The following is a 19508-nucleotide window of genomic DNA, read 5'->3' on the forward strand; positions in this document are numbered from 1 at the left end:
ATGGAAATCCGATTCGTTGAGCAGTGGGTTCAAGGTGTACTTTGCCCACCCCCTTGGCCCCTTGACTGACCTGCTGGGCACAATTGCCTAGCTCAAGAGTTCCAGCGTGCCCGCCTCCCCATCCAACCGGGCCAGCGTGCCCACGGGCAAGGCCGCATTCGGGGGTTCATGGCCAAAGGGCAACCCGGAAACGATCGGCAGGCCCAAATCTCCCAGCCGATCGCGCAGCACTTCCGCCATGGAGCAACTGGGCCGGTTGGGCGGCGGATCGCAGGCGGTGAAATGGCCGATCGCAATGCCCCCAATCGCCCGCAACAGACCGCTCAAACGCCACTGGGTCAACAGCCGATCGATCCGGTAGGGATATTCCGTCACGTCCTCGATCGCCAAAATGGCCCCTTCCAAAGCGGGCTGCAAGGGCGTATTGAGCAAATTGGCAATTACCGTCAGGTTCCCCGGAAACAGGCGACCTACCACGGCCCCGCCGCCCCAACCCTGGCCCTGAAGCGGTTCCAGGGACTGACCCGCCAACAGATTAAACAGGCGATCGACCGTCCAGGCCGGTTCCTGGCCCAAGGTGGTGAGCAGGGGCCCATGCACACCCGCCACCCCTTGCCGGGCCAAACTCCACAGCAGGGCCGTAATGTCTGAAAACCCAATCAACCACAGGGGCGATCGCGCTGGGTTCACCATTAACCCCGCCCCCCGTCCGGCAAACAGCGGCCAATCCCAATCCTCCAGCAGTCGGGCCGAACCATAGCCCCCTCGCGCACAGACGATCGCTCGGCAACCGGGATCCGCCAAGGCCGCCGCCAGTTGCGATCGACGTTGGGCATCAGTGCCCGCCAAAAATCCCGTTTGCGCATCCCAACCGGCGGCAAACTGCACCCGAAAGCCTCGGTCTTGCCAACTTTCCACCCCCCGGGCGATCGCCGCCGGATCCAAAACCGGCCCGCTGGGGGCAATCACCCACACCCGATCGCCCGGCTCCAGCGGCATCGGAAATTCTGTGGCCCTCGGGCCGCCAAATGCCTGCATTCTCTTCATTTCTCCCCAAACGCTTCAACCCACTGACGGCTAGACCGGCTAGACCGACTGGCGGCGACGACCGCATAACCCTGAGTCTGCGGGGCGATCGCGCTGTTACACCCACCAAGCGATTTCGTCCACACCCATCCTGAGTCGGAAATCCGCATAATCGTTAATAGCAGCCATGGCGACGGACTGGAAGCCATTGCGTTAACATTAGTTAACAACCAGTTAATTTTTGAGCTACGGCAAGTACAGCCCTGGCATAACAAACGCCCTGGCAGAACGCCTTTTAGGAGGATGCACCAGTGAATAAACGGTGGAGAAATGCCGGACTCTATGCCCTGTTGGCGATCGTAATCATCGCCCTGGGTACAGCGTTCTTCGATCGACAGCCCCAAACCCGCGAAACCTGGCGCTACAGCCAATTCGTGCAGGAAGTGCAATCTAAAAAGGTTGATCGCGTGCGGATTAGCGCCGATCGCTCCCGGGCCTTGGCCACCACCGAAGACGGCAGCACCGTGTTGGTGAACCTGCCCAACGACCCGGAAATCATCAACATTCTGACCAGCAACAACGTTGATATTTCCGTGCAACCGCCCAGCGACGAAGGCTTCTGGTTCCGGGCCCTGAGCAGCCTGTTCCTGCCGATTCTGCTGTTGGTGGGTTTGTTCTTCCTGTTGCGGCGGGCCCAAGGTGGCGCGGGCAACCCGGCCATGAACTTTGGCAAATCGCGGGCCCGGGTGCAAATGGAACCCCAAACCCAAATCACCTTCAACGACGTGGCCGGCATTGAGCAAGCCAAGTTGGAGCTGACGGAAGTGGTGGACTTCCTGAAAAATGCCGATCGCTTCACCGCCGTGGGTGCAAAGATTCCCAAGGGCGTGCTGCTGGTGGGCCCTCCGGGAACCGGTAAAACCCTGCTGGCGCGGGCTGTGGCTGGCGAAGCGGGTGTGCCCTTCTTCAGCATCTCCGGTTCGGAATTTGTGGAAATGTTCGTGGGTGTGGGTGCGTCCCGCGTACGCGACCTGTTTGAACAGGCCAAGCAAAACGCCCCTTGCATTGTGTTCATCGATGAAATCGACGCGGTGGGTCGTCAGCGGGGCGCAGGTCTCGGCGGCGGCAACGACGAGCGCGAACAAACCCTGAACCAATTGCTGACCGAAATGGACGGCTTTGAGGGCAACACGGGGATTATTGTGATTGCGGCCACCAACCGCCCCGACGTGTTGGATGCGGCGCTGATGCGTCCCGGCCGGTTCGATCGCCAAGTGGTGGTCGATCGCCCCGACTTCAACGGCCGCCTGGAAATTCTGGGTGTCCACGCGCGCGGCAAGTCCCTCTCGAAGGATATGGATCTGGAGCGGATTGCTCGCCGCACCCCCGGCTTTACCGGTGCGGATCTGTCGAACTTGCTGAACGAAGCGGCAATTTTGGCCGCCCGTCGCAACTTGACGGAAATTTCGATGGACGAAATCAACGACGCGATCGACCGGATTTTGGCCGGCCCCGAAAAGAAAGATCGCGTGATGAGCGAAAAACGCAAGACCCTGGTGGCCTACCACGAAGCCGGCCACGCCCTAGTGGGTGCGCTGATGCCCGACTACGACCCCGTGCAAAAAATCAGCATCATCCCGCGCGGTCAGGCCGGCGGTTTGACCTGGTTTGCGCCTAGCGAAGATCGGATGGATTCGGGTCTCTATTCCCGTTCCTATCTGGAAAATCAAATGGCGGTTGCCCTGGGCGGTCGCCTGGCGGAAGAAATCATCTTCGGTGAAGAGGAAGTGACCACGGGCGCTTCCAACGACTTGCAGCAGGTGACCCGTGTGGCACGCCAAATGGTGACCCGCTTTGGCATGAGCGATCGCCTGGGCCCGGTGGCCCTGGGTCGCCAACAAGGCAACATGTTCCTGGGTCGCGACATTGCCTCCGAGCGCGACTTCTCGGAAGAGACGGCCGCCGCGATCGATGAGGAAGTCCGCAACCTGGTGGATCAAGCCTACCGCCGCGCCAAGCAAGTGCTGCAAGAAAACCGCTCCGTGCTCGATCGCCTGGCTCAAATGCTGGTGGAAAAAGAGACCGTTGATGCCCAAGAATTGCAAGACCTGCTGAACGAAAGCGATGTGAAAATGGCCGCGATCGCCTAGATTGCAACCTGCCCTGAAGCGCTGCAATTCAAGGGGGGTGATCACAGGAAATTGACCTGGAAATCACCCCCAAAGTTCAGAATCAGTGTTAAACTTCATGGCCTGAATTCAGCAAAGCTTTCATCTTCAAGCAAAATCCCCCACAGTCGATCGATTGCGGGGGATTTTTTCTTAGCTGAAAAGGCGATCAAGAAACAAGACCCAAAAACCCGATCAAACGGTTTGATCGAAACCTCAGCGATCACTCAACCACAACGGATGACAATTGATCGCCATTCAAGCTCAATTTGGCCCTTAATCTGTCCCTTAATTTGGCTCAAATTTCAAGGAAGCAGAATTCATGCAATAGCGCAGGCCGGTGGGCGGCGGGCCATCTTCAAACACATGGCCCAAGTGGGCCCCACAGTTGGCGCAATGCACTTCGGTGCGGGTCATCCACAGGGTGCGATCGACCTGAGTTTCAATATTTTCCGGGGCGATCGGCTGCCAAAAACTGGGCCAGCCAGTTCCCGAATCATATTTGGTATCTGAAATAAAAAGGGGCGTTCCACAGCAAACGCAGTTGTAGGTTCCGGGAGCCTTGTTATCCCAATGTTCTCCCGTGAACGCGCGTTCCGTGCCATGCTTGCGCGTCACTTGAAACTGTTCCGGAGTCAGTTGCGATTGCCATTCGGCATCGGTTTTTTGAATCTTAAAAGCCATGATCAAGAACGGAATTGGGGGGTTAAAAACGGCGGCTGTTTTGCGCCAGAAATCCCTTCTATTGTGACAGATTTCTTGGGGCGAGCTGACCCGATCGAAAAAGCCCCATCCCGCGCCAGAGATTTCAGGAAAATTGGGATTTTTGACGCAGCACCTGGTGGCCATTCAACTGCACCGATCGACCGCGCCGATTAATTACGCCTAGAGCGTGGGAACGCTGCGGAACATCAGCCAGGACAAAAAGAAATTGGCAATCAAAATCGCCAGCAAAGAGGTGACCACGGCGGAGGTGGTGGCTTGGCCCACGCCCTTGGCCCCGCCGCTGGTGGTGAGACCCCAACCACAGCCGATCGCGGCAATTAGCCCCCCGAAGCAAGCGCCTTTGATGGCAGCGCAAAACAGATCCCGCACTTCCAAAAAGGTTTTCACAGAATCAAGAAACTCGTAGCGGGTGATGCCAAAGCCCAGTTCCGAAATGGTCAGTCCCGCCAGCATGGCCGCCAGCAACCCCAATTCCGTGAGCAGGGGCAGCATGGTGCAACAGGCCAAAACCCGAGGCACGACTAAATAGTCGATCGGGTCGGTACGCAACACATAAAGCGCATCGATTTGCTCCGTCACGCGCATCGTGCCGATTTCCGCCGCAAAGGCCGACCCCACCCGCCCGGCCAAAATCACGGCGGCAAAGACCGGCGACAGTTCCCGCGCCATGGCCACTGCCATCACACCCCCGATCGCGGAGGTGGCTCCATATTTGATAAATTCGCGGGCTACCTGGATCGTAAACACCGCCCCGATCGACACGCCGGCCAGCAGCACAATGCCCAAGGAGTCGGGCCCCACCAGGTGCATTTGTTCGATCGTGTTGCGGCGGTGAATTTTGCCACGGCTGAGGTGAACCAGGGTTTGACCACCAATTAGGGCGGCCGCTTGCACGCGCTGGGCCCACCGTCCTAATCGAGAATCCGCAAGATTGGCCATGGGAACGGGCTGGGGAATGGGCGAACTCTTCCTAGTTTAGGGCGACTGTCTGGCTTGGCCATCGATCGCCCGGCCACGCCGCCCTCAGGGCGATCGGCTGGAGGATATTTCCTGCAATCAAGTGGCCAGGGTGGATCGATTTAGGCCTCCCCAGTCCCCCAGAAAGATGCCACACTAGGTTCAGTGAGCAACGTTCAATCCCTCACACAACCCTCAATCATGACGCTTCACCAACTCAAGCGCATTTTGCAGCTCGATGGTTTGTTGCGAGATCCCCAACGACGAAACACCCATGAATCCTTAGCGGCGGCCCTCGATCGTGACAATGCTGTCGATCCGCGCATCATTCGCAAGGACTTAGGCTTTCTTAAAAAAGACTGCGGCGCACCAATTATCTATAACACTCGTCGGGGACATCACTACAGCGACCCCGATTGGCAACTGAATCAAATCCTGATTACGGAAGGCGATCTGTTGGCGCTGGTGGTGACCGATCGATTGCTGGAAACCTATGCGGATTCGCCCTATATCCGGCAGTTGCGATCGGGGTTGCGGCGGCTGAGTGAGCGGCTGGATAGCAAGGTGGCGATCGAGGCGCGTGAACTGCGAAACGATTACTTCCTGTTCCAAAGCAAGGCCGACTTGAACTTGGATTTGGCGGTGGTGAGTCAGCTAGAGCGGGCTTGTCGGGATGGCTACAGCGCAGAGATCACCTACCACACGGCGAATCGGGATGTGGTGAGCGATCGGGTGGTGGATCCCTACGGCATGTTGGTGCAGTACAACGCGCTGCAATTGCTGGCGTTTTGTCATCAGCGCCAGAAGGTGATTACGTTCCGGGTCGATCGAATCAAACAACTGCGGGTGACGGAACAGCGGTTTGAGACGCTGCCGGGGTTCAGCCTGAAAGCCTATATGGCGACGGCGTTTCGTTGGGAGGTGGGCGACGCGGCGCGGCGGGTGGTGGTGGAGTTCGATCGGGCAACGGCTCCGTTTGTGCGCGGGCGGCAGTGGCACAGCACGCAGGAGTTAACCGATTTGCCGGGTGGGGGGCTGTTGCTGTCGATGGAGGTCAGCGGGTTGCGGGATGTGGCTCAGTGGGTGTTGAGCTATGGCAAGGGGGCGATCGTCCGGGAGCCGCCGGAACTGGTCGGGGCGATCGCGCGGGAGGTGGAGATCATGCAACACCAATACGAAACGGAGACCTTTGAACGATGAGCAACATTCTAGAAGTCCAATTTTCCGTCCAAGGGCGGTTATTACCAGCCGATCATGGCTACTCGCTGTACTCGGCAGTTAAGCAACTCTTGCAAAGTGAAGCACTGCCAGAAAGCTTGATTACTTCACTCAGAAAACAGTTTCTCAATTCGGAAAATTGGAAATCTGAAATCGTTGATTATTTACTTTGTCCAGAGTTGCTATTAAGTAGTATTCCTGGGATTCCTGATGGGCACAAGCGCATTCAAATCTATCAGCGATCGCGGCTACGTCTACGTTGTCCTAGTGATCGAGCCAGCTATTGGTATCGACTTTTACAAAATCAAGTTTTAAATCTGCGTAGTCATGATATTCGCTTGATTCAACCACGTTTAATCCTGCCTGAGCCTAGTTCTACGCTACGGGCCAGGCTCGTAACATTCCGCCTAGAGGAATGGGACACCCATAGCGCACCAGTACATTTTTTAGAATCATGCCGCAAAGCATTTGAAAAGCTGGGAATTTCAGGACAAGTTTCCATCGATAGTGATGCGGATGGTGATTTAGCCTTGCGATCATTACAAGTTAAGGGAAAGCATATTTTGGGTTATGGCGTAATTGTGGAAGATCTGAGTCCTGAAGATTCAATCTTGCTCCAGTCGGTTGGCATTGGTGGACGAAAGCACTTTGGTTGTGGTTGGTTTTATCCCTCCAAGGAGATTCCTGATGTCGCCTAAATCTAGTCAATCAGTTCCTAAGCTTGTCCCCGATTGCTTGCTAGCCAAATCTGTAGACGGGCCGTGGAAAGGTGCTTATAGCTTGGTTGGGCATACGGCAAATGTTGTTCGGGCCGTGACGACATTGGTTGATGTCTTGGGTGATCGACTCATGACTCAATTTGATCTTGGCTGTGATTTGGCTTATGTGCGATCGACGGCCCGCTTGGCTGCCTACATTCACGATTGGGGCAAAGCGAATCACCATTTTCAAGGAGTTGTCCGTCAAAAAATGGTCGGCGCAAGTCCGCAACAGAACCCACTGAACTATCCCCAGCTTCTGCGCCATGAAGTGGTTTCCATTCTGCTGGCTTGGGAGTTTCGAGATTGGTTGCAGCAGTCTGACGGCGATTTTTTAGTGGCTCTTGCTGCGGCCGGTGGGCATCACCTAAAACTAGGTGGTGAGCAAGGTAAAGCAACTGATGATGTCGGGAACATTCGCACAGGAACAGGAGATGATCGCTTATTTCTCTACCCACTGCATCGTGATTTCAAAAGTCTCTTGGAATTTGGGATCTCAGAATTAGGACTTCCTAAAAACATTAAGCTGGCTCGAACGCTTGAAAGTGAGTGGGTGCTGTCGAACATTAAAACCCGTCGATACGAACTCTATCGACAAGCTTTTCGAGACTGGGAGCCAAATATTGTCTTAAATGCGGTGATTAAATCGCTGCTAGTGGCAGGTGACTCTATTGGATCAGCAATTTCCAATACTGATTTAAATTTAGAGCATTGGATTGTTGAATCAATCAAAAAAGGATTAACGGAAGTAGATCTTGATCGTGTGATCGATGTTCGTCTAGAAGGTAAAACGCTTCGAGATTTCCAGAAATCTATTGGTGAAATTCCCTCGCGGGTTGGTTTGGTACGGGCCGGTTGTGGAACAGGAAAAACCGTTGGGGCGTACAACTGGGCCAAGCGCCACGCGATCGGTCGGAAACTCTTTTTCTGCTATCCCACCACAGGAACCAGCACCGAGGGATTCATCGACTATGTGCAAGATGAAGTGGAATCAGTTTTGATGCACTCGCGGGCAGCGATCGACCTGGCGAGTACGGGTGAAGAGCGAGAAGCAGGCGATAACACGGAAAACGAGGCTACCCTGAAACTTCAGTCCTTTGAAGCTTGGGAAAGTCAAGTCATTGTTTGTACGGTTGATACGGTTTTGGGTTTGATGCAATGCAATCGGCGACCGATGTATTGTTTTCCGGCGATCGCCAATGCGGCATTTATTTTTGATGAAGTGCATTGCTACGACAAGGTTTTATTTGGCGCACTTTTGCGATTTTTGGCAACTGTTAAAGCACCAACGTTGTTGATGTCTGCTTCGTTTTTACCCTGGCAACTGCGAGCGATCGAGCGGGCGATCGGGGAGCGACTGATTGAAGGTAAAAGTTTGATTGCCGGGCCGCGCGAGTTGGAAGATTTACGCCGTTATAGGTTCCATGAAAGCCAAGAACCCGATTGGGAACGTGTTGAAAACGAACTGAAATCGGGTGGCAAAGTTCTTTGGGTTTGTAACCAGGTTGATACGGCAACTGATGTGTATGATCGCGCCCTCGATCGGGGGTTGAATGCCGTGCTCTATCACAGCCGGTTTTGCTATCGCGATCGAGTCCAGCATCATCGCCGTGTGGTGGCTGCTTTCAAAGAAGATTGCCGTGAACCTGTGCTGGCTATTTGTACCCAGGTGGCGGAAATGTCGTTGGATTTGTCGGCGACGTTGTTGGTGTCACAAGTAGCCGAACCCGCAGCTTTGATTCAACGCTTGGGGCGGCTCAATCGTCGCTATTGCGGCTACGCCCTGGATGCGGTGTTTTATGACGATCCGAAAATTCATCCCTACGACCAGGAAACGAAGATGCGGGGCTGGGCTTTGATTCGGGATTGTCCGGGGGAGGTCAGCCAAGGGGATTTAGCCCGATGGCTGGAACAAGAATCGAAGGAAATTGAACCAGAAAAGCAGTTTGTTCTGCTCGATGGCGAGTGGCGAACCTATTCGGCTTCTGTGCGCGAGGCGGATGTGACGGTGACGGCTTTGTTGGAACAGCACCAAGCAACTTGGGGGAATTTGCCCCGCAACAAGCTGGGGGAATACACTGTGCCGCTTCTATCAGGCGAAACAGTGATTCAGTGGGAGCGGTATCGGGGGTATCCGATCGCCCCGGTCAAGGAGTGGGAGTACACAGCGGAGCGAGGAGCCAGAAAACGATGACTGACTTAACCCTATCGTTGCTGAATCCCAATACGCTCCTGCCACATCGGGCGGGGATTGCTGGTTTGGCGTTGGCCCTATCGGCGATCCCGCCCGAGACTGCCCCCCTCAGTTGGACGGTGACAGAAGATGAAGTTCGGCTGTCGTGGGAGGGGAGCGATCGCGAGGCGATCGAGTGGTTAACCCACAAGATCTACTGCATTGAAGACGGCTATCTCAATCCACCCGTTCTGAAGCTCGATCGCCAAAGTCGCTATACCTTTACCCAAGGAGTGACTTCAACTTTGCTGCAACATAACCAGCAGCGAACGCTAGAGAAGCAAGCCAAGCCGCTACGTTTTCCAGTTGACCCAAACCAGCCAGAAATTGAGATTTCCTATAAAGATTTGCTCGATTGCTATTACACGGGTGATTTTAAGGATGCATTCACCTCTAAAGGTAAGTTCAAGGATGAAATCCCTATCAAAGGACATCATCTACCGGGCTTGGTGGAGTGCTTTGTTAATGGCCCGTATCTGGAATCGCCGGTTGGTTTTGTCTCGCTGCTCTTTCTGCCTCTGAGTTGTGGTTATTACGCCTTACCCGCAGGGCGATCGGCTTTAGTCATCCCTGAGGTCAAACATCTCAAGAACTGGGTTCGGTTGCGCCGTAAATCCGCCGGAACGCCCTACATCAAGTTTAAAGCAGGCGGAGCGGGTGAGTCGGGATTGCGGTTTTTGATTCAGCAGAAGACCGTAGATAACGGGCAACTTTTAGGGATTGAGTATTGCGAGGTTTATCAACTGGGTACGCAAGCTTGGGATAAAAATCAAAAGTATCTCAAGCAAGCTGTTTATCGAGTAAAAACCAATGAGCAAGTATTGGCGATTTATGAAAGTGCCGAGCAATTCTTTCCCGTTCGCTTTCGCACGACGGATAAAGGACAAACTTGGGTGGCTACCTCCCAGGCTTTACCTTGGATCGCTGACAACTTGATTAGCGATCACCCTTGGTACTCGGGATTTTTCGAGTTCATCAAGAAAAACAAGCTGTTTGAACGTCAAGGATTAGCCAAAATGACACAATTTCTCTCGGAATCAGAGCGCCTGCTTTTTCAGTCGGTACATGATGCTTTCGGTAAATTTCGAGCAGGACAGTTTAAGGCTCGATCTGATCAAATGGGAGGCAATTTAACCAAGGAACAAGGATGGGATGTTGCTAAACGGAGTGCTGACAAGGCCATTTATCGTTTGCAACGACCAGCTACCCAACAAGAATTTGCTAAGGCTTTGGTTGACTTTCTGGTTCAGTATCGTCCTTCCGCAGCGAAGGGGGAAGGGTTGGAGATTTATGCCTGGTTGCATACCGGAGATAACTGGCGGAAGGCTCGGGATTTGGCACTGTTGGCGATCGCGACCTACAAGAAAAAGACTATCGAAGGAGCAGGCGATCCTGACTTGGGTGTAGATGACATCGAACCAGAGGAAGACTCAGAAGGCTTTGAATACACCTTTTCGTAACTCTTGTTGCCAATCTTGCTAACAATTTTGATCTAACTTCAGAGGATTCAAATCATGTCTAAGCATTTGTTTGCCAATATCGTCACTCCTACTGCGATCGCTGCTAATAATCGGGGTGAAGGTGATGGCAGCACTTTGGCTACACTCCAAAAGATCACACGCGGCAATGACCAATACACCACGGTCAGCGCTGATGCCATTCGTTGGGGCTATCGCGAATATTTGCAGCATCATTTTGCAGATCAGGAAGTGAATCGAACGTTTAACCCCGATCTCGACAAGTACGACATCAAGGATGAAAAGCACAGCGCCGAAAAGTTCATTGATGACGATTTATTTGGCTACATGGATGCCAAGAAGGATAAGGATAATAAGAACGCAACTGAGAAACGGCGTGGCGCATTAGAAGTCAGCCGAGCGATTAGCCTTGATCCCTACTGGGGCGATATTGCTTTTGGTTCCAAGGGGGGCGAAAAAGGCAGCACCTCAATCCACAACACGGAAATGCACAACACGGCTTATCAGTATGCGATCGCCCTGACTCCTGAGCATCTGAAAAAGCCCGATCGCGCTACTGCTTTTTTGGAAGCATTGGTGGGTGTTCGCCATGTGGGTGGCAATCATTCACGGTTCTTGTATGAGTTTCGACCGGAATCGATTGTTTTTCGGATCACTGAAGATCCCAGCCCTTGGATTATGGGTTGCTTCAAGCGAGTTGGAGAAGATGTGGGATGTCCAGAATTGGTGCGGTTGCTGGAAGCCGGAGACATCAACCCTCAAGAGTTAATCATTGGGGGCAAGATTGCCAAAACACCCTACGGGGAAACACTCAAGAATTTGGGAGCTTCCGTTTTCGATGGCGTGAAAGCTGCTAAGGATGCTGCAAAAGCACAACTAAAAGCAGCGGGGATTATTGCCTAATGAACAACTGGTTTTATTTGGATTGTCCCTGTACCAGCTTTCCGCGTAGCTTTGCCAGGGACTATAAGGAAACCTATCAATATCCGCCGCCTTCGACGGTTTATGGATTTCTCTTGTCACTGGTGGGCGAAGAAGACCTGACGGCACATCTCGGTGTGCAATTAGCGATCGGGTTAATTGGTCAAGCACCGCCGATTTCACGGATTTTGCGAAAACAGCGCCATCATAAGTTCAGCAAGCAACATCTGGGCACTTATCCAACTAGTCAGTTTTCTAAACCCAACTTTCAGGAAATCTTGACTGATTTAAAGTTGGTTTTGCGGGTGGACTCTAGCCATGAAGTGGCTACTGTTGGATTGTTGGATCGTCTTTCAATTGCCCTCACAACACCCGAAAAGATTCGTCGGTTTGGTGGCTTGAGCCTAGGCGAATCTTGGGCAATGATCAATGGAATGCGGCTCTACCGGGAAACGGATGGCCCTGTACGCTGGCTGATTAAAGATCCTAGGGGGTTAATTGGTTTGCCCGTTTGGATCGATCGCACAACCACCCGAGGAATATTTCAGCGCTTTTCACTCACTGAAACTCCTGATTTTGACGATCGCGCCTGGGTGACGATCAGTGGTCAACCCGCCACTAAACCAGCAAAAGGAGGGCGGAAAGTGTGACTGAAAACAGCGCCTACGACACTGATTTCTATGGCTGGACGATCGCCCAGGCCGCCCTCCTGCGCGATCGAAATGCGGCGGCAATCGACTGGGAACGACTGGCGGACGAAATTGAAAGCATGGGACGACAGGAACGCAGGGAACTCGTCAGCCGGTTACGAATTTTGTTGGGGCATTTGTTGAAGTGGCGCTATCAACCCGATCGCCAAAGTCGATCGTGGATGACCACCATTCGAGTGCAGCGGTTGGAAATTCGCAAGCTGCTGGCCAAAAATCCCAGCTTGAAATCAGCGATTCCCGAAGCATTTGCGGAAGCCTATGAGTTGGGGCGACTGTTGGCGATCGATGAAATGGGTTTGGAAGACTATGAGGAAAACTTAGTGCCGTCAGAGTCGCCGTTTGATTGGGAATTTGTGCTGAATTCCGATCAGTTTGATGCGCCGGATTTGATGCATGAATGATCGAATGGGCGCGTTGAGTGATCGGGGGCGATCGGGTAAGATGCTTGTAAGGTTGCATTTCGGCGCTTGTCCCGAAAGGGTTCCAAGCGGCGCTGTGTCCAAACCTCTGATGCCGTAAGGCGTTGAGCACCTGCTGAGACCGCTGTGATTGCCAATTTGTTGCTTGAGTGTCCAAACCTCTGATGCCGTAAGGCGTTGAGCACCAGCCCTCTGGTCTGCAATCAAATCCGCAATCAGTCTCGTGTCCAAACCTCTGATGCCGTAAGGCGTTGAGCACTGTATCCAGGATTTTTCGGGAACATAATCTAACCGTGTCCAAACCTCTGATGCCGTAAGGCGTTGAGCACTCGCTGATATTGAAGGCTTTATCGAGGAGTTTTACCCGTGTCCAAACCTCTGATGCCGTAAGGCGTTGAGCACGAACGGGCGATAGCCAAAGGTGGTCATCGGAATCCCGGTGTCCAAACCTCTGATGCCGTAAGGCGTTGAGCACGAATTTGATGGCAACTGAGCCTCGAATTTCTGCTTCGTGTCCAAACCTCTGATGCCGTAAGGCGTTGAGCACATGGGTGATTTCATGCAGAACCGAAAGCGGGGACGCAATCAAGTGTCCAAACCTCTGATGCCGTAAGGCGTTGAGCACCAGTCGGAGGGGCGAATTGATCGCCCAGGAAATGGTGTCCAAACCTCTGATGCCGTAAGGCGTTGAGCACATCTTCGGGACGGTGGCGATTAGCGCCAAAGTCGGCCATGTGTCCAAACCTCTGATGCCGTAAGGCGTTGAGCACTAACCGATGGTAGAAGTTCGGGTGATTTGCACCGGAAGTGTCCAAACCTCTGATGCCGTAAGGCGTTGAGCACCCAACAGTGCCCGATGGCGGAAGCTGAGTAACGAGAAGGCGTGTCCAAACCTCTGATGCCGTAAGGCGTTGAGCACATCGACGATCGCAGGGAAAGGCCTCAAACCTCTCCCTGATCGATCGCCCCACCCACTCTTCAACTCAACGACAACAGCCGCCTCAGCAAGCTCATCACCTCACCGGGATTTTGGGTCGGCTGCATCGGTGACCACTCATACAACTCCGCAAAGCCGCGCAGATACAACACTCGAATCGTGTTTTCCACCGCACGCGGCGACCCAATCACCATCACCTTCACCGTTTCGCGCCCATCCAATCGCGCGGGCAGGGAATCGAGCGCGGATTGCCCCTCAGTCAAGGATTCCGGGGCGATCGGCGTTTCCACAAAGTCAGTTACAGTCGTCATGGCCGTTCCTCCTGAAATGAATTGGCCGTCGGCACAAGCAAAGCAAGATCAATGAGGCATCAGTCTCTATCCCCCGTTGAATGTGGGATGTACAACAGCTTTGTCAAATCTCACTTACTTGGACTTGCCTTAAGTTTAATAGTCCAATCTGTATACGTCAACCGATCAATTTACTAGTCCAAATGGTAGCCAATTTACGAAACCTATAGGCTTTTGAGAGGATTGAGCCTATGGGGAAAGCCGGACAAGTTTTAAAGCAAGTTTTGACCTCGCACGAGGTCAGTCAGTACGCTCTCGCTGCCAAATTGGATATCGAGCGAACCACCGTATATCGCTGGTGCAATGACGTTCGCGACCCTAGCGGTGACACGATCGTGGCGATCGTCACAGCCTTAAAAAAGCTAAATCCAGAAGCAGCGCGGGATTTCGTGCGGCTATATTTGGGCGAAATCGTGGAATAGCCGATCGCCCATTTTTTTGAGTTTTTAGCCCCCAGCGCCTCCAATTTTGGCAAGTTGACGATCGGGCAATCTAAGAAGATCAATAGACAGTATTCAAGCTTCAAAAAAGATTTGCCCTTCAATCCACTGCTATGGAAACCAATGTTTTAGTCGTCGGAGCTGGGCCGGCAGGCGTGGCCAGCTCAATCACCCTCAGTCAGCGGGGAATTGACCATGTGCTGATCGATCGCGCCGTTTTTCCCCGCGACAAAGTGGACGGCAACGCCTTTGGCCAGGATCTGTTGGCAGCGCTCAATCGCCTCAATCGCCCTGATTTGGCAGCAGCCCTCCTCGCCAGCCCCGACCTGTTGCCCTGTCCGGCCGGCGCTTGGATTTTTAGTGATCGGGGCGATCGCTACCAACCCCCCTTGCCCCACCCGGCCGACCAAGCCCCGATTTACACCATGGATCGCCAGGCCATGGATGCCCTGCTGTTAGGGTTTGTGGATCGATCGACTGCGGATCTGCGGCTGGGCTGTGAATTGGTGACCCTAGAACCGGCGGGCGATCGGTTGGCGGCAGTGGTAAAAATCGGTGAGCAAACGGAAACCCTGCACACCAAGCTCGTCATTGGAGCCGATGGGGCCCGATCGCGCGTGGCCAGCCTGTTGCTGAACCAAACCGAAGACCCCACCGATCGGGCCCTGACACTCCACCGCTACTATCGCAACGTGGCCGGCTTCGAGCAGCCCCACATCGAAGCACACTATATTCAGCCCCTCTTGCCGGGCTTTTTGTTCATCGCTCCCTTGGCCCATGGGCGGTTCAAAGTCGGCTTGGGCACTAGGGCCGATCAAATTGGCAACGATCCGGCCCGCCTGTCCGGGTTGCTGTCGGAGGTGATTGCCGCCAAACCCTGGTTGCGGGAATGCTTGGCAACCGCAGAACCCATCAGTGAGCCGGAAACCTGGCCCATGACCTTTGGTGGCTCGGCCCAGATCCGCCGATCGGGCGATCGGGTGTTACTGGCGGGCGACGCGGCCGGCCTGTGCAATCCACTAACGGGGTTTGGTACGGCCAAGGCGATCGACTCGGGGCGGCTGGCGGCGGCCGTGGCCGCAACAGCCATCCGAGTTGGCCAGTTCGATCGCGCAGCCCTCTCCGCTTACGATCGCGACTTGCAACGACTGTTTGATCAGGAGTTTGTCCTGTCCCGTCGGATCAATCGCTGGAACCAGTCTCCTTGGTTGATGAACTTCCTGACCGGGCGATCGCTCCCTCGGCGCTTGCTGCAATCGGCAAAAACGCTTCGCCGTTGGGATGCCTTGGTACAGGTTTGAGCAGGGGCGATCGGTTGCCCTGGGGTCAGTGGCCTTGAGCCGGAATGCGCAGATTAAGCAAACAGCAATCCAGTGTTAATGGTTGCTTAAGCCCAGACCGATAGAGTGGCCAAGCTCCAAGGCGCGATTCGATCGCTTGGGAGCCTCTGCCCACCATTGTTTCCTGTGCTGTATGGCCACCACAATTTCAACCTTCGATTGGAATAACCGTCCGCTGTTGGGCACAACAGCCACGACCAACCCCCGCAACCCTTCCCAAACCACGCCCGGTCAACAGATTTTTCTGGGCGGGTTTTCCGGGTTAGCCTTCGAGGGAAGAGATGCCAACGGGCGGTTGCAATTCCTGACCCATACCGATCGCGGCCCCAATGGTGAACCCACCAACCTGTTGCGCGACGTGCCCGGCAACGAGCGCCCCTTTGCGCTGCCCGATTTTCAGCCGCAGTTAATTCGCTTTTCCTTGGATCCGGCCACTCGCACCTTCACCCTCACCGAGACGATCGGGCTGAAGGCCGCCGACAATCGCCCGATCACCGGCCTGCCCAACTTGCAAGCGGCCGCCTCCGGTGCAGCCTACACGGACGAAGTGCCCGTAGACTTGTTTGGCAACCGGCTCACAAACGACCCCGTGGGCATTGACTCGGAAGGGGTGGTGGTGGCCCCCGATGGATCGTTCTGGATGGTGGATGAATATCGCCCCGCCATCTATCAGTTCGATCGCACCGGCAAACTCCTAAACCGCTTCATTCCCCAAGGAACCGCCGCCGCCGCTCAACAACCCGCCGGCACATTCGGCACGGAAATCTTACCCGCCGTCTATGGGTCGCGCCGGGCCAATCGAGGGTTTGAAGCCGTGGCGCTGGATGGCAACAAACTCTATGCCTTCATCCAAAGCGCGATCGACAATCCCGACAGCACCGCCGACACCACCTCCCGAGGGTCGCGCAACCTGCGGATTGTGCAGTTGGACATCAGCACCCGCGAAGTGACCGCCGAATATCTCTACATCCTCGATGACATCACCCGCAGTGGCGATGGCCGCACCGACAAAATTGGGGATGCCGTGGCGATCGGGGGCGGTCAATTTGCCGTCATTGAACGCGACGACCTGACCGACACCAGCTCCAACAAATTGATCTATCAGATCGACCTGGCCGGCGCGACCAACATCAACTCCCCCGCCAACTTACGCCAACTGCCCCCCGGCAAAACGATCGAGCAGCTAACCTACGCAGAACTGAAAGCGGCCGGCATTGAACCCGTTGCCAAGCGGCTGCTCGTGAACGCCGCCGAAGCGGGCTATGTGAACGTGGACAAACCCGAAGGCCTGGCGCGGGTTGATGCCAACACCCTCGCGATCATCAACGACAACGACTTCGGCTTGGCGGCCGACACCCTGCCCGGCAACGGAACCGTGCCCTTTGAAACGGAAGTCACCCCCGTGCGATTGGGCCTGATTCGGTTTGATGAGGCCCTGCCCGTAGCGCGGGAATTTCGCGGCACCAACGCCGCCGATCGACTCGATGCACGGGGTGGCGACAACCTAGTTTTCGGCAACCAGGGCAACGACAGCCTCGCGGGCAATCAGGGCAACGACACCCTTTACGGCAACCAAGGCAACGATTTCCTGCGCGGCGGCCAAGATGTAGATGTTTTGTTTGGCGGCCAGGGCGATGACCAACTGTTTGGCGACCTGGGCAGCGATTCCCTGTCGGGCGACCAAGGCAACGACACCCTGACGGGCGCGGGCCTCGACAGTCTCCGGGGCGCTGGCGAAATCGACACCCTCGTCGGCGGAGCCGGTAGCGATTTGTTTGTGTTGGGCAACGGCAGCGGCGCGTTTTACAGCAACACCAACAACAGCAACCCCGGCTTAGGTGACTACGCCCTGATCACGGACTTCAGCCCCACGGACGATCGCCTGCAACTGGCCAGCGGAGCCACCTACGTTCTCGGTACTACCACCGTGGATGCCACGGCCCTGGGTCTGTTCATCGACAATGACGGCACGGCGGGCCTCAGCGGCGGCGATGAACTGATTGGGGTGTTGCGCGGTCGCTCAACGGCGGAAGCCAGCGCGATCGCCAGTCGATTCCTACTGGTCTAGATCGTTTCCTCTCGCTCGAATTTCTCGTTTTCACAGGGGGCAACGGCCCCTTGTGAAACCCCCAAAACCCAACCATTTCATCGTTTCGGTAAGGGGTTATCTTTTGCAGATTGCCGCTCGCTGGACTGCATTGGCAATCCGCCAGCGAGATTAGCCCGCAAGATCCGTATCCTCATAAATATCCGCGATCGCGATCGAAGCATTGATACTGATTAGTTGCACCGGGTCGCTCGGATTGGCTCGTTGCCATTCACCGCGATCGCTCTTTTGAAACACCTCGATCGCTTGGCAATCCGTCGAAACGAGCACGTATTCGGTCAGGCTGGGAATGGTTCGGTAATCGGCGAATTTTTCAGTGCGATCGAACCGGGCTGTGCTGGGCGACAGCACTTCGATAATCAAGCGCGGATAACTAATATATTGCTCGTTATTGGGGCGATCTCGATCGTCGCAAGTCACCACAACATCGGGATAGTAGAAAGCATTACTTGCCTCGATTCGCAGCTTCATTCCTACCAAGAAAACACGACAACCAGAACCCCGAAGCTGAGTTCTCAGCGCAACGAGCAAGTTACCAGCGATCACATTTTGGTTCGGCGTGCTGCCAGTCATAGCGAAGACTTCACCATCGCGATATTCGTGACGGAAGAAAATGAGTTACCTAAAGGAATTTAGTAGAATCAGAAGTTTAGTGGGGGCAGAAGCATTGGAAACTCTAGCAGGTGATAGGGGCAGGCTAGAGCAGTTCTGGTAGATTAGTTTTTGTACGGTCTTAATTCGATTACACCTTTGTCTTCGTCGTTGTTGGAAAATTCAAATTTCTCTGACTTCTTTTTAAGCCTCGGGAGCTTACGATAACAAGTCCAACAGAATTTTTGCTTTTTGTCTGGTATTTCTTGCTCAAATTCAAACAATATCTCCAGATCATCAAGTGAACCAATGAATCCTTTCTTATTCTCATCCTCACGCCAAGATCCTAGATACACAAAGCCATAATCTTCACTGGTTTTGTTCTTTGGCCTAACAGCAAACATATTCCCTATCGCATCATTAGGGCTAAATGTATATTTGTCTCCATTCACTACCTTTATCGATTGAATATGAGCTTTCTCTTCTAAAAAACCAATCATTTCCTCCGTACTTTTAACCTTGTCAAGATTATTATTCAGAATCAATAAAATTTCATGAAAAGGACTATCAGGTCTCACTTTTTCTGCGACTAATAAGGATTCAGGAGATGGAGACTCAGCTATAGGATCAGATTCATTCCCCCCAGGCAAGGGTTGTGTTAATACTTCTGGGTTCTGCGGTGCATCCTGATTTTCACTTTCAGGAGTATCTCCTGGTGTTACAGATCTGCGAAGTGATGAGCCATCACTAGTTTCTTGATTCCTGTCGTTCTCACCGCATTGGGTTGGTGGCGCTTGGTTTTCACCGGAATGTCTTTGTGCTGATTCACGGACTGTTCCTGAGGGAGAAGAGCTTAATTGAGGATTGGATTTATCAGATTTAGGTTTGCTAAGTCTGGCCTGATTGCGTTTTAATTCTTTGCTACTTTCACCTAACATTTTTTCGGGCATAAAGAAGCGTGATAGTAACAACGCAGATAAAAATGTAATGAAGTTTTTTACTAAGAGGAATAGAGGATCAGTCCCTAGTACACCACTACCCAATTGACTAGTTTCCTGTTGGTTGGCTGGTGTTGATACGCCTGAAGTACTGCTTGCTGCTTGATTCTTGGGGCTGCTGGCAGGAGTAG

17 protein-coding genes and 1 CRISPR repeat array are annotated in these 19508 nt (G+C 53.9%); of the genes, 11 read left to right on the plus strand and 6 right to left on the minus strand.

Features of this window, described 5'->3' with window-relative positions; all coding sequences use genetic code 11:
* Positions 1–87: 87 nt before the first annotated feature.
* Positions 88–1047 (minus strand): LD-carboxypeptidase, encoded by a 960-nt coding sequence (locus AMR42_RS14750; RefSeq protein WP_234407022.1) that lies wholly within the window; start codon positions 1045–1047, stop codon positions 88–90.
* A gap of 290 nt (positions 1048–1337) precedes the next feature.
* Here AMR42_RS14750 and ftsH3 point away from each other — a divergent pair, with 290 nt between their 5' ends.
* Positions 1338–3176, plus strand: coding sequence for an ATP-dependent zinc metalloprotease FtsH3 (ftsH3, locus tag AMR42_RS14755; protein ID WP_099534429.1), 1839 nt, complete (start codon positions 1338–1340; stop codon positions 3174–3176).
* Between the two features lie 306 nt (positions 3177–3482).
* Here the strand turns inward: ftsH3 and msrB are convergent, their stop codons facing one another.
* Positions 3483–3878: a peptide-methionine (R)-S-oxide reductase MsrB gene (msrB, locus tag AMR42_RS14760; RefSeq protein ID WP_099534448.1), complete on the minus strand. Its 396-nt coding sequence runs from the start codon at positions 3876–3878 to the stop codon at positions 3483–3485.
* 201 nt (positions 3879–4079) lie between these two features.
* Entirely contained in the window at positions 4080–4859 is a 780-nt protein-coding gene (locus AMR42_RS14765) for an MlaE family lipid ABC transporter permease subunit (RefSeq protein WP_099534430.1), read from the minus strand.
* Positions 4860–5078: 219 nt separating this feature from the next.
* On the opposite strand from AMR42_RS14765, the gene AMR42_RS14770 reads away from it, so the two are divergent.
* Genes AMR42_RS14770 through AMR42_RS14800 form a run of 7 tightly spaced genes read left to right on the plus strand, consistent with a single transcriptional unit; the run spans position 5079 to position 12596 of the window.
* Complete coding sequence (locus AMR42_RS14770) at positions 5079–6077, plus strand: YafY family protein (RefSeq protein WP_099534431.1); 999 nt, start codon at positions 5079–5081, stop codon at positions 6075–6077.
* Positions 6074–6793: a type I-MYXAN CRISPR-associated protein Cas6/Cmx6 gene (gene cas6, locus AMR42_RS14775; protein ID WP_099534432.1), complete on the plus strand. Its 720-nt coding sequence runs from the start codon at positions 6074–6076 to the stop codon at positions 6791–6793. Before AMR42_RS14770 ends, cas6 begins: the two co-directional genes overlap by 4 nt.
* A complete protein-coding gene (locus tag AMR42_RS14780) occupies positions 6783–9047 on the plus strand; it encodes a CRISPR-associated helicase/endonuclease Cas3 (RefSeq protein WP_099534433.1) in 2265 nt (754 codons plus the stop codon). Before cas6 ends, AMR42_RS14780 begins: the two co-directional genes overlap by 11 nt.
* The gene (cas8a1, locus tag AMR42_RS14785) at positions 9044–10546 is read left to right on the plus strand and encodes a type I-MYXAN CRISPR-associated Cas8a1/Cmx1 (RefSeq protein WP_099534434.1); all 1503 of its coding nucleotides are present in this window, start codon (positions 9044–9046) and stop codon (positions 10544–10546) included. The genes AMR42_RS14780 and cas8a1 overlap by 4 nt, the downstream gene beginning before the upstream one ends.
* A 54-nt stretch (positions 10547–10600) precedes the next feature.
* Positions 10601–11467 carry a type I-B CRISPR-associated protein Cas7/Cst2/DevR gene (gene cas7i, locus AMR42_RS14790; RefSeq protein ID WP_099534435.1) on the plus strand — a complete coding sequence of 289 codons (867 nt, stop codon included), beginning with the start codon at positions 10601–10603 and terminating at the stop codon, positions 11465–11467.
* Positions 11467–12135: a CRISPR-associated protein Cas5 gene (gene cas5 / locus AMR42_RS14795; RefSeq protein WP_099534436.1), complete on the plus strand. Its 669-nt coding sequence runs from the start codon at positions 11467–11469 to the stop codon at positions 12133–12135. Before cas7i ends, cas5 begins: the two co-directional genes overlap by 1 nt.
* Positions 12132–12596, plus strand: coding sequence for a DUF29 domain-containing protein (locus AMR42_RS14800; protein ID WP_099534437.1), 465 nt, complete (start codon positions 12132–12134; stop codon positions 12594–12596). Before cas5 ends, AMR42_RS14800 begins: the two co-directional genes overlap by 4 nt.
* A gap of 94 nt (positions 12597–12690) precedes the next feature.
* Positions 12691–13533: a CRISPR direct-repeat array (repeat unit 36 nt; unit sequence GTGTCCAAACCTCTGATGCCGTAAGGCGTTGAGCAC).
* A 59-nt stretch (positions 13534–13592) separates the two neighbouring features.
* On the opposite strand, the gene AMR42_RS14805 is transcribed toward AMR42_RS14800, so the two are convergent.
* Positions 13593–13862 carry a hypothetical protein gene (locus AMR42_RS14805; protein ID WP_099534438.1) on the minus strand — a complete coding sequence of 90 codons (270 nt, stop codon included), beginning with the start codon at positions 13860–13862 and terminating at the stop codon, positions 13593–13595.
* Between the two features lie 230 nt (positions 13863–14092).
* Here AMR42_RS14805 and AMR42_RS14810 point away from each other — a divergent pair, with 230 nt between their 5' ends.
* The 3 genes from AMR42_RS14810 to AMR42_RS14820 all read left to right on the plus strand — a co-directional run bounded on the left by AMR42_RS14810 (position 14093) and on the right by AMR42_RS14820 (position 17749).
* Positions 14093–14323: a helix-turn-helix transcriptional regulator gene (locus AMR42_RS14810; RefSeq protein ID WP_099534439.1), complete on the plus strand. Its 231-nt coding sequence runs from the start codon at positions 14093–14095 to the stop codon at positions 14321–14323.
* A gap of 131 nt (positions 14324–14454) precedes the next feature.
* Positions 14455–15642 carry an NAD(P)/FAD-dependent oxidoreductase gene (locus AMR42_RS14815; protein WP_099534449.1) on the plus strand — a complete coding sequence of 396 codons (1188 nt, stop codon included), beginning with the start codon at positions 14455–14457 and terminating at the stop codon, positions 15640–15642.
* A 172-nt stretch (positions 15643–15814) separates the two neighbouring features.
* Positions 15815–17749, plus strand: coding sequence for an esterase-like activity of phytase family protein (locus AMR42_RS14820; RefSeq protein ID WP_099534440.1), 1935 nt, complete (start codon positions 15815–15817; stop codon positions 17747–17749).
* Positions 17750–17899: 150 nt separating this feature from the next.
* Here AMR42_RS14820 and AMR42_RS14825 read toward each other — a convergent pair whose 3' ends face one another.
* Positions 17900–18403, minus strand: coding sequence for a Uma2 family endonuclease (locus AMR42_RS14825; RefSeq protein ID WP_099534441.1), 504 nt, complete (start codon positions 18401–18403; stop codon positions 17900–17902).
* Between the two features lie 101 nt (positions 18404–18504).
* Positions 18505–19508: hypothetical protein (locus AMR42_RS20000; protein ID WP_158234497.1), on the minus strand; the 1004-nt coding region annotated here is incomplete at its 5' end.

This window comes from Limnothrix sp. PR1529, from assembly GCF_002742025.1.
Taxonomy (GTDB): domain Bacteria; phylum Cyanobacteriota; class Cyanobacteriia; order CACIAM-69d; family CACIAM-69d; genus CACIAM-69d.